Annotated in this window: 7 protein-coding genes; 5 read left to right on the top strand and 2 right to left on the bottom strand. The window is 60.2% G+C overall.

Features of this window, described 5'->3' with window-relative positions; translation table 11 throughout:
• From PA598K_RS09760 to PA598K_RS09745, 4 genes are all read left to right on the top strand, one after another.
• On the top strand, positions 1–593 hold a 593-nt coding region (locus tag PA598K_RS09760; RefSeq protein ID WP_128656775.1), incomplete at its 5' end, for an ATP-binding cassette domain-containing protein.
• A complete protein-coding gene (gene cydC / locus PA598K_RS09755; protein ID WP_128656771.1) occupies positions 590–2,317 on the top strand; it encodes a thiol reductant ABC exporter subunit CydC in 1,728 nt (575 codons plus the stop codon). The genes PA598K_RS09760 and cydC, both read left to right, overlap by 4 nt.
• Before the next feature lie 272 nt (positions 2,318–2,589).
• Positions 2,590–3,918 carry a hemolysin family protein gene (locus PA598K_RS09750; RefSeq protein WP_128656770.1) on the top strand — a complete coding sequence of 443 codons (1,329 nt, stop codon included), beginning with the start codon at positions 2,590–2,592 and terminating at the stop codon, positions 3,916–3,918.
• Between the two features lie 239 nt (positions 3,919–4,157).
• Positions 4,158–5,006, top strand: a complete 849-nt coding sequence (locus tag PA598K_RS09745; protein ID WP_128656769.1) for a copper amine oxidase N-terminal domain-containing protein — start codon at positions 4,158–4,160, stop codon at positions 5,004–5,006.
• Positions 5,007–5,286: 280 nt separating this feature from the next.
• Here the strand turns inward: PA598K_RS09745 and PA598K_RS09740 are convergent, their stop codons facing one another.
• The gene (locus tag PA598K_RS09740; protein ID WP_128656768.1) at positions 5,287–5,613 is read right to left on the bottom strand and encodes a hypothetical protein; all 327 of its coding nucleotides are present in this window, start codon (positions 5,611–5,613) and stop codon (positions 5,287–5,289) included.
• A gap of 585 nt (positions 5,614–6,198) precedes the next feature.
• On the opposite strand from PA598K_RS09740, the gene PA598K_RS09735 reads away from it, so the two are divergent.
• On the top strand, positions 6,199–8,811 hold the full coding sequence (locus tag PA598K_RS09735; protein ID WP_185601783.1) for a DUF4158 domain-containing protein: 2,613 nt from the start codon (positions 6,199–6,201) through the stop codon (positions 8,809–8,811).
• 499 nt (positions 8,812–9,310) lie between these two features.
• On the opposite strand, the gene PA598K_RS09730 is transcribed toward PA598K_RS09735, so the two are convergent.
• Positions 9,311–11,268, bottom strand: a 1,958-nt coding sequence (locus tag PA598K_RS09730; protein ID WP_221414118.1) for a collagen-like protein, incomplete at its 5' end; no start/stop codon positions are given.

Raw genomic sequence — 11,268 nt, 5'->3', positions numbered from 1 at the left:
TCGCGGGGCTGCTGCCAGCAAGCTCGGGGGAGGTGCTGATCGACGGCGCTCCGCTCGATCGTTATGCGCCCGAAGACTGGTACGCCGGGATGAGCTATATTACGCAGCATCCGTATCTGTTCGCCGGGACGATCGCTGACAACATCGCGATCGGCGCCGGTCGCGAGACGACCCGCACCGACATCGAGCGAGCCGCCGACGCTGCCGGTCTGGCGCCGCTGCTCGCGGAGCTGGAGCATGGTCTCGACACCGTCGTAGGCGAGGGCGGCAGAGGGCTGTCCGGCGGCGAGAAGCAGCGACTCGCGCTGGCGCGGGCATTCCTGAATGCGCCGACGCTGCTGCTCTTCGACGAGCCGACGGTCGGCCTGGATTTGCAGACCGAGCGGATACTGCAACGCTCGCTCGGCGAGCTGTCCCGCCGGGCGACGATGATCACGGTCGCGCATCGGCTGCATACGATCCGCCATGCCGACCGCATCCTGTTCCTCCAGGACGGCGTCCTGCTCGGCAACGGTCGCCATGAGGAGCTGCTCGAACGGCTGCCGCAGTATGCCAGGATGGTCCGTCTGCAGAGAGGGGGGGATGCCGGATGAGCGAGCTGCAAGTGATGGCGCGCGCGATGCTGCAGGAGCGCAAGGATATTCTGCTGGCGATCGTCTGCGGCTTCGTCGCCGGCATCGCCGGCGTCGGACTGTTCGCGGCCAGCGGTTATATGATCGCCAAGGCCGCTTATGCGCCGCCGCTCTACACGTTGATCGTGCTCACCTCGATGGTGAAGCTGCTCGGCCTGCTGCGGGCTGTCAGCCGTTATGGCGAGCGGCTCTATTCGCATCGCGCGACGTTCTCGATCCTGAGCCGTCTTCGGGTGATGTTTTTCCGTCGATTGACGCCGCTCACCCCTCGGTTGTTCAACCAGCACAGGAGCGGCGACCTGCTATCGCGCATCGTCGGCGATGTCGAGAGCTTGCAGCACTATTTCCTGCGCGTCGCCTACCCGCCGCTGATCCTGCTGCTCGTCTGCTTCGCGACGATCGCCTTTGCCTCGGTGTACTCAATCGGCGTAGCGGCGCTGCTGATGGGAGGATTGCTGCTCGCAGCCTTCGTCGTGCCCTGGCTGGTCATGCTCGGCCAGCGCAGGCGCTCCCGCGAGGTTCGGCTGCGCCGAGCCCGACTCTCTACCGAGATGACCGAGCTGCTGTACGGCTACCGCGACCTGCAGGTATACGGTCAGCTGGCGGCCCGTGAGCGCGAGCTGCTCGATCAGGCCGCAGGGCTCTCCGCTTCGCAGGAGCAAGCGGCGGTGCGGCTGCTGCGCGGCCAGTCGTTGCATGTGCTGCTCACGCATGGCTTGACCGCCGGAGTACTGGCGCTTGGTGCGTGGCTAGTCGCGCAGGGAGAGCTGGTCGGCATCTATCTGGCGATGCTGGTGCTCGCGACCAACACGATGTTCGAGGAGGCAGCGGCAGTCGCTGTATTGCCAGCCTACAAGCAGGACAGCGAGCATGCGGCCGCCCGTCTCGTCGAGACTGTGGGCGTCACCGAAGTCTCGGAGGATAAGCCTGCGCAATCGTCGGCGGAGCTGTCATCAGACGCGCCGTCCGTCGAGCTGCGCGGCGTCGTCTACAGGCATCTCGATGAATGGCGGCCAAGTCTGCGTGGCGTCGACCTCATGATCCCGGCCGGCTCCAAGACAGCGATCGTCGGTGCGAGCGGCTCGGGCAAGACGACGATCCTCGAGCTGATCCTGAAGCTGTACGAGCCGACGGCAGGCGAGGTGCGGCTGCAAGGCATTCCGACGTCTGCGCTTGACGAGCAGGATATCTGGCGAGCAGCGCATGTCGTGCTTCAGCACAACCATTTTTTCCGCGGCACGATCCGGGATAATCTCCTGACAGAGGACGGACAGTGCAGCGAAGAAGCGATGGAGCGCGCGCTTGAGGCGGCCAGACTGGCGGACAAGTCGCTCGAGGATCCGGTCCTCGAGCGAGGGGAGAACCTCTCCGACGGGGAGAAGCAGCGGCTTGCGCTGGCACGGACGATGCTCAGAGGAGGACGGCTGTGGCTGCTCGACGAGCCGACGTCCTCGCTTGACGCGGTGACCGAGGCGCATATCGTCGAAGCCTTGATGACGCAGGCACGCGAGGACACAGTCATCTGGATCCGACATCGGCTTGCGGGTCTGGAGTCGATGGACCAGATCGTCGTGCTGGAGCAGGGCAACGTCGTCGAGGCCGGCGCCTACGAGGAGCTGATGGCGCGCAAAGGTTACTTTTACGAGATGCGCAGGCTGGAGGACGAACTGATCGGCGGGCTATAGGCATAAGCTTTCGTTATATTTTCACGCGCGGCGCATTCGCGACAGGAACGCCGGGAACCTCGCTGTTAGGCGGTTTCCGGCGTTTTTTGCGTATCATAAGAAAAAATAATATAATAAAGGATGTAAGCGAGTGGAGGTGAAGCAATTGGGAAGGTGCATGGCACAGTAACGGAACAAGCAAGACAGTCGATTCGACGGCCCGCATGGAATCCTACGTAGTGCAATTAAACTGAAAACCTATGGAGGTGAATCCCTCAGACTGAGGGAACTTATTGGACTCATCCACGTTTATTAATCTGTCGATTGCTGCGCTGCTCATTGTGATGACCGCCTTTTTCGTCGGCTCCGAATTTGCCGTCGTCAAGGTACGTCTGAGCCGCATCGACCAGCTCGTCGCCGAAGGCAACAAAAAGGCGATCGCCGCCAAACGCATCGTCACCAATCTCGACTATTATCTGTCGGCCTGTCAGCTCGGCATTACGGTGACTGCGCTCGGGTTGGGCGCGCTAGGCAAGCCGACGGTCGAGAAGCTGCTGCACCCGATCTTCGACGAGTGGGGACTGGCAGCGGCGGTCAGCACAGCGATCTCCTATGCGCTGGCGATGTCGATCATGACGTTCCTGCATGTCGTCGTCGGCGAGCTGGCGCCGAAGACGCTGGCGATCCAGTTCGCCGAGCGGATGACGCTGGTGCTCTCGCGGCCGCTCGTGCTGTTCGGTACGCTGCTCGCGCCGCTCATCTGGCTGCTCAACGGCTCGGCCCAGGTGCTGCTCCGCCTCTTCGGCGTCAAGCCGGCAAGCCATGAGCAGGCTCACTCGGAGGAAGAGCTGAAGATCATCATGAACCAGAGCTTCGAGGGCGGCGAGATCAATCAGACGGAGCTGGCGTATCTGAAGAACATCTTCGCCTTCGACGAGCGGATCGCCAGAGACGTCATGGTGCCCCGCACGCAGTTGACTGCCCTCGACTTGACGACACCAGCCGAGGAGATTCTGCAGATGATCGACGAGCATCGCTACACCCGCTTCCCAGTGACCGAGGAGCATAACAAGGATTCGATCGTCGGATTCCTCAATGCCAAGGAATTCGTCACCTTGTTCGCCCGGGGGCGCCTCGGCGAGCTGCAAGAGCATATCCATGAGATCTTCGTCATCCACGAGTCGACGCCGCTCCATGACGCGCTGGTCAAGATGCAAAAAAACCGCGTGCATATGGCATTGGTCATCGATGAGTATGGCGGTACGGCAGGCATCATCACGATGGAGGATATCCTAGAGCAGATCGTCGGCGAGATCCGCGACGAGTTCGATGAGGATGAGGTGGAGGATATCGTCGAGCAGGAGCCGCAGACGTATCTGATCAATGGACGCGTCCTGCTCAGCGACCTGGAGGAGCGGTACGGCATCGCTTTCGAGAACAGCGACAACATCGATACGATAGGGGGATGGCTCCAGCTGCGCGCCGATCTCGGCGACGGACTGCCCGAGCCGATCGCGCATGGGACGCATCTGTGGGAGATCCGGGAGATGGAGCATCATCAGATATTGAGCGTGCTCTTGCGACTGAACGCACTTCCGGGGGCCCCTGCCCAGACAGGCTGATCTAGCCTCTGCAGAGAAGATAAGCTGAAGCGAGCCGCTCGGACGACGAGCGGCTCTTCGTTGTATATGCACAGTGCCAATGCACAGCGGGGTCCGGCGGCATGACGGCGGTTGGACGACCACATTGCGTGTACAGCACAGGGTGCGGCGATCGGATGCGGTACAGCGATGCGTGCAACTTTTGCCAGCTGCGGCACGTCTACATTAATTGAAACCATAGATCCGAGGAGTGACTACCTATGAGAAAACTGATCTTGTCCGCAACGCTTGCTGCATCGCTGGTCTTGTCTTCGACTGCGGCCTACGCCGCTACATATCCGATCGTCATCGATGGGGTGACTATCGTCTCCGAAGCCCAGCCGGAGATGAAGAATGATCGTCTGATGGTGCCGCTGCGCGTCATCAGCGAGAATCTCGGCGCCGAGGTAGAATGGACAGCGGCTCAAGTCGTGCTGACCAAGCAGGACCTGAAGGTGACGCTGTCGCTGATGGATAGCAAGGCGGACAAAAACGGCGTCGCACTGACGGTAGATGCGAAGCCTTATCTATCCAACAATCGTCTGCTCGTGCCGATCCGTCTGATCGCAGAAGCCTTCGACGCAAGCGTCAGCTACAAGGATGGCCAGGTGAGTGTGCAGGCTCAGCCGCTGAAAATCGGCGGGGTGCCGGTCGCTTCGTTGCAGCAGGAGTACCGGATGTTAATGGGCGGTGTCGTAAGCGAGATTAGCGGTGAAGCCTATCAGGAGCAGCTCTACGCTCTGCTGAGCCGCGACCTCGGGGAGAAGGTGGAGGCGCCGGAGCATTACGACTGGCGCGCGTTGATCGATGATCCCGGCTCATACTCGCAGTTTGGGGCCTATACGTTCCGCGACAAGGACGGCAAGGAACTGGCCGACTATGACCTGTATGCCCTCGTCGAGGCGTTCCCGGATGAACTGCTCGCCGGACTGCCGAAGTATCTCGTGCACGATGCGGTCAGCGACGAGTGGTTCGTCCTTGATGAAGCCCGTCCCGACGCAATCGGGGCAGTCATGGACCGCGCGCACGACAACGGCTTCGTCAAGGAGATTAGCAACACCGTCGCCTAACCGAAGTCACGCAGCCGCTGCTTGAGGCTCTGTGCCGAGCTGGCCATCGCTGCCATGCAGGCGCTGCTTATGTTTGGTGCCGGCAGGCCATAGCTACCATAGGAACATAGGTATCGCTATACGGTTTTGTGCCAAATAAGGCGATGTATGTTCCTTCGCACGTAAGCCAGGTGGAGAGCGCAGCGTCACGACGTCACGCCCGGAGGGCCTCAAGGTCATCCGGGCGTTTTGTTTTTGGGTTTCTATGGGTTACAATAGTTTTTGATGGTCCGGCTTATCCCTAGCGCTGCTCCAACCGATCTACGATGCGTTTGGCCTCTGCGAGCGACAGGTTGCGCGTCATGCGCAGCTCCTTGATTGCTACGATTTTTTTGCCCTGCCTGACCAGCTCGCGCAGTCGGTCCTCCAGCTCGGGCGACAGCTCGTCTCCGTAGCCATCCGCGAAGCCGCCAGGCGCTGTCGGGTTGAGTGGAGCCGATGCCGAAGTCGTATCATCTATCCAGTTGTTCCGCTGGTGGAGTTCATCTCGCAATTCATTTACTTGTCTTTTCAAGCTGACCACCTGCAGGAGCAGGAATAGAGCCAGCATGAGTGCAATTACGGCCACGCGTGATCTCTCCCTTTCAACATACCAAGATTGATCTTCAGTATACCAGATGAAAACCGAATTTTCACTCGCCAGGCGCTGCTTTGCTCGGACCTGCTCCGGACTTACCGTACGAATTTTATACGCACGCGAGATTTTTTTGGAAAATCGTGTATCACTTTGATTCGGCGGTCATAAGATGTGGTATATCGATCTTCGGGAGGATCGATATGTTGCTCCCCACGCACAATAGCTGATGAGCAACGAGGCTAACCCGCTTGCTCGCGGGTGGCCGCTCCTGTTACTCCTGTTGCTCCTGCAACAGCGATCCCCGTCGGCTGCTCCCCGGCGGGGATCATCTCCTCGCGAGGCGGCTCCTGCCAGTCAGGCAGCCGCCTTCTCCAAATAACCATAAAAAATAAAAGCTATAATAAAAAGGAAATTACTACGCTGAAATAGAATAATATTTACATAGTTTTGTTTCTTGTTCCTGTGGACAAGCATAACTGGGGGATCGGAACATAGGTTAGGGATACCATAACCTCAAGCCAGGCAAGTACTAATGCAAGCATCTTCGAAATCCACCGTTGGATGGGAGGCATGTACATGAATCCGAAAGAGGTGTTAACCGATGAGCAAAAGCTTGCCTTCAAACAAATCCCCGGCGTGGGCGATGTTGAAGTCTTCAAGCACTATACGTTTTCGAAACAGCAGATAGATGCGATCCTGCTGCATCGACGCGATTACAACCGCCTCGGATTTGCCGTGCAACTGGCACTGGTCGCTTACCCGGGGTGGCCTCTCCAGCAGTACGAGTTCATTCCCGATGAATTTATCGCTTATATCGCAGGTCAGCTGAAGATCGCGCCTGGCGAATTTGCGAACTATGCCCGGCGGGAGCCGACACGCCGTGAGCATCTCGATGAGATCCGGCGACTGTTCGGCTACTCCAGCTTCACCAAGGAGCACTACGACCAACTGGCGCAAGATATGTATGCTCCGCTCATGCTGTCGGAGGACCCGGTGCAGGCGGTCCAGGCGTGCACCGACTGGCTGAGAGCACGGAAGATTATCTTCCCGGCGCTATCGACCATCGAGCGAGTCGTATGGGAGACCCGCCATCAGATCGAAAACGACATCCTCCGTCAGCTCACCGAACGACTGTCTCCGGCTCAGCTCGAGCAGCTCGATGAACTGCTGCGCACAGGCAGCTCTCCGTCGCTCAGTTGGCTCCGATTGGGGACGGATACGTATACGGCCGACGGATTTTTGCGGATCGCAGAGCGGTTAAGCTCCCTGCAGAGCCTGGACCTTGTCGTCCGCACCGATGGCATCCCGGAGTCCCGTCTGCAGCGGATGATCGCGATCGCCGACTGCTACGATGCGACGATGTTCGCCAGGTTGAAGCCTGCGAAGAAGTATGGCTTGCTCGCTCTGCACTTGTGTCAACTCCGCACCGATCTGACAGACCGCGCGTTGCTCGTCCACATGACGATTATCGGGCGGTTGATGAATGAATGGAGGAGAGAGCAGGCGAGGCTGCCTCGGCAGGAGCGAAGAGAAACGCCAGACCTTCGATTCATGGGCGAAGCCAAGAAACGATTCAAAAAACGCTACTTTCACCTGCGCAAGTATGCGCCTGTCCTGCTGTCCCTCTATGCCTTCGAGGGAGGGGAGCGAGCCAAGACTTTGCTGCGAGCGATGGATGCGCTCCGCAGCATGTATGAGAAAGGGGAGCGTCATGGCGTCATCGATCCTTCACTGATCGACTGTATCGAGGAGCGGTGGCGTCCGCTCGTCATCGATGAGAGCGGGGAGGTGTACCGGTATCTGTTCGAGACGGCTGTCCTGGCGGAGCTGCGCAATCTGCTGCGAGACGGCCATCTGTGGGTGAGCGGCAGCGTGCGCTTCCGGCCTTATGAGAGCTGGAAGGGCGCTGAAGCTTGTGAGCAGGAAGCCGCAGCAGCGGTGAACGCCTACCTTGCGGATCGGTCGGAGCATCTGTCGGCTTGCCTCGCTGAGCTCCCTGCCTTGCCGGGTCGAGACGCCCCGTATGTCCATCCCCATGCCCAGCGCCCGTCCCGTAGACAGGCCTACGAGGCTGCGTCGCTACTCGGCCGGTTGCCTGATATCCGTCTGCATGACTTGCTGGCGGAGGTCGACGCGTGGACCGGCTTTAGCGACAGCTGCGTCCACGCCTCCACCCTGAAAGCACCGGATGACGAGGAGAAGCAACGGATCTACGATCTGCTGGCACGCCTCGGCACGCTGAACGGTCTGCCCTCGAGCCAGGAGGATGATCGCGAGTTGGCGACCTATCGTCAACGGATGACGACATTGCAATGGCGTCTCAACGCCGATACGCTGAACGCAGCGCAGGAGCGGCTGATCGCCTATCAGAGCGGTCTTCAGCTGTCCCGGGCATGGGATCGGGGCGGCGAGACGTCCTATGACGCTTATCCGATCGGCGGGGAAGGCCAAGAGATAGAGGGGTATCTGTGTCGGACGATCAACGACCGGCATATGATCGTATCGACGCACTTGACCTTCGATCATCATCTGGGCTGGCTGCTGGCTGGTGCCAGGAGCGGCAAGGGGCTGCTGGACGCGCAGGTGCGGTATTGTCCGACGCGCGGGATGGCGGATGAGCTGTTCGGACTGGCGCGTACCCTCGGGCTCCGTCTGATGCCGAGACTGAGACGTTCGCCCAGGGCGCGGATGTACAGGATCGGTCGTATGACGCTTGCGCCATTTGCGAGAGCAGGGGCTATTAGGACGGCCAAGATCGAGCACGCAACACTTGAGATGCGCAGCATATCTGAGGCGGTTGAGGAGGGGACGCTTACGGCTGTTTTGTCGTACCGCAAGCTGCAAGCGTATCCCAAGCTCCGAGAGGGCGTCCGCGAGATCGGACGGATCGAGAAGACGTTGTACGCCGCCGAGCTGATGCGATCCCATGAACGAAATCAGGCGCTCGCCGCAGATGAGGAGAGGTGGCAGATGCTGCACCGGCTCACCCGGTTGCTCGCGCGCGGCAATGAGTGGCATGTCCGCCGCGACGAACGCGAGGAGCAGTCGCTGGCCATCCTGTCGCAGAGTCTGCTCATCAATGCGATTGTCGTCTGGAACACGGTACAGCTGGAGAGGCTGATGGGCTCGTCGCCGGTTGGCGAATGGCGTGCGATAGTTCCGTTTTATGCCGAGCATGTAAGTATATAAAGGTTGGATTAAGAAAAAGCCCTTGAATGCGTCTAGACATTCAAGGGCTTTCCTTATGTGGAAATGGCGACAAGTCCATTGGTTGAGTATTATTTAGATGACGGTTAGATAGGCAAGGGTATAATTACTAAGCGTTGTATGATTCGGAGGGGCTAAGGACGTATTCCGAATCGTTAGCTTGTCGCCAGCGCTGATGCGTTGCAGGTACTCCCCGCAGATTCGAGCCCTTGTCGGGTTTGCGGTTCTTTGGTGGAACTGGCCATTGGGAACCGGGGCGCCGGGGATTCGACTCAAAGACATAATCGGTACCCGCCGCAGAGCCAGTTACTACGACAGTGGGTAGATTCGCGGCGGTCTGAGTTTGGACTCGAACATCATCTCCTGGCGGAAGACGGTATCGAGCATCGACTGTGCGCAACAACAAGAAATGGCGGGCACGGATAACACCGCGCACCGCCATCTCTCTTTAGCTAACTCACCTGCCAGTCAAGTCCATGGCTTACTCCGCAATCCGCATGGCCATCAAATATCCGCTAATCATGTTGGCTTGCGCAGTTTGAGTTTGATCATTGCCTGAAGAATTAACAATTCTGAACACCTGACCTACCGTATCCACAGTCACCAGATATTGCCCCTGGACCTGGACACGGGTACCTGATGCACTGGTCTGATGGAAATTGCCCAGATTGGTTCCATCTCTCTCGACGCACCATTGCAGGGGACTGCCCGAGTGCGTGGTGACGACCATAAATGCAATGAGATAATCACCTGTGTTATTGATTGTAATGATATTCGCTAAAGGCGAGTATACAATATCCGAAGTTCCAGTGACATCCAGAGTTAAGGGATAGACACTGCCGTCTGAAACCGTACCTGCGCCTACATTGTTAACGACGTAGCGGTAGGAGGGAGGACTGCCGGGACCAGTGGCTCCAGTGACGCCCGTCGCCCCAGTGGCGCCTGTAACGCCCGTCGCACCCGTGACGCCCGTGACGCCCGTCGTGCCCGTGGTCCCTGTTAGGCCAGCCGCCCCAGTGGCCCCAGTAAGACCCGTTGCCCCAGTGACACCTGTGACGCCCGTCGCGCCCGTGGCGCCAGTGAGGCCTGCTGGTCCTGTGGGGCCTGTGATGCCTGTCGCCCCAGTGGCGCCTGTTGGTCCTGTTGGTCCTGTGGGGCCTGTGAGACCTGTCGCGCCTGTCGTTCCAGTTGCGCCCGTGGCGCCCGTGACGCCCGTTGGTCCTGTGACGCCCGTGACGCCCGTCGCGCCCATGATCCCTGTGAGGCCCGTCGCTCCGGTCGAGCCTGTAGGGCCCATCGCTCCGGTGGCCCCAGTGAGACCTGCTACTCCGGTGAGACCTGTGGCTCCGGTGAGGCCCGTCGCTCCGGTGGCACCTGCAGGGCCCGTCGCTCCGGTGGCGCCTGTGAGGCCTGCTGCTCCGGTAGTACCTGTGAGGCCCGTCGCCCCGGTGGCGCCTGTAGGGCCCGTCGCGCCGCTCGAGCCTGTAAGGCCTGTCGCTCCAGTGCCACCCGTAGTGCCGGTAGCTCCTGACGCTCCGGTGAGGCCGGTAGCTCCTGACGCTCCGATGAGGCCCGTCGCCCCGGTCGCCCCAGTGAAGCCCATCAGACCCGTCACACCCGTGGCGCCTGTCGCGCCGGTGGCCCCTGTACGGCCTGTGGCGCCGGTGGCACCTGGAAGGCCGGTCAGACCTGTCGCTCCGGTCGGACCTGTCGGACCTGTCACACCCGTAACACCTGTCGCTCCAGTCATTCCCGTGACGCCCGTCACTCCAGTGATTCCTGTGCTTCCAGTGGCCCCTGTAGCCCCGGCTACGCCGGTCGCCCCAGTGGCTCCCACGGGACCCGTGGCGCCGGTCGCCCCCGTCACACCTGTCGCGCCGATACCGGCTGAACCGGTGGCGCCTGCGTTGCCGATCTGGATCCAGCCTCCAGGATAACTCACGCCGCCGTTCTGACTGCTACGGTAATATAGCGATGGATTAGAGATATAGAGCTGCTGGACGTAGTTCTCCGTACGCGAGACGTAGATCGTCCATACAGCAGGATGATCGACCGGCGGGCTATCGTGTGGCGCTGGTCCATCGGGGTCGCTGGAGCTGTAGACGCCAGGCTCGCGGAAGGTCGATAAGAGAGTGCCAGAGGGGATCTCCGGGTCGGCCGGGAAGACGCCATCCTCGGCGGTCAGGAAGACCTCGCCGCTCTGCCCGTTGACGGACAGCACCGCGCTGGGTTCGCCGCTTGGTCCGACTGGTCCGACCGGACCGACCAGCGAAGGTACGTTTGAAGCCGTGCGCAGCTTGGAGTCGAGCATGATCTCCTGACGGAAGATCGTGTCCATCATCGACTGGACGCTCTGATTCATCTGCAGGACCTGATCGAGCGAGGCAGCCGGGCCGCTGACGCTGGCCCGCGTGCCGGGCGCGGACTGGATCTTCTCGC

Source organism: Paenibacillus sp. 598K, assembly GCF_003851045.1.
In the GTDB taxonomy this organism is placed as follows: domain Bacteria; phylum Bacillota; class Bacilli; order Paenibacillales; family Paenibacillaceae; genus Paenibacillus_D.
Note: the sequence above shows the minus strand (reverse complement) of the source record. Positions and strands in the feature narration are given on the sequence as shown.

Excerpts from the sequence above, each read along its gene's own strand:
- PA598K_RS09745 (WP_128656769.1), top strand. The coding sequence starts at position 4,158 with ATGAGAAAACTGATCTTGTCCGCAACGCTTGCTGCATCGCTGGTCTTG.
- cydC (WP_128656771.1), top strand. The coding sequence starts at position 590 with ATGAGCGAGCTGCAAGTGATGGCGCGCGCGATGCTGCAGGAGCGCAAG.
- PA598K_RS09735 (WP_185601783.1), top strand. The coding sequence starts at position 6,199 with ATGAATCCGAAAGAGGTGTTAACCGATGAGCAAAAGCTTGCCTTCAAA.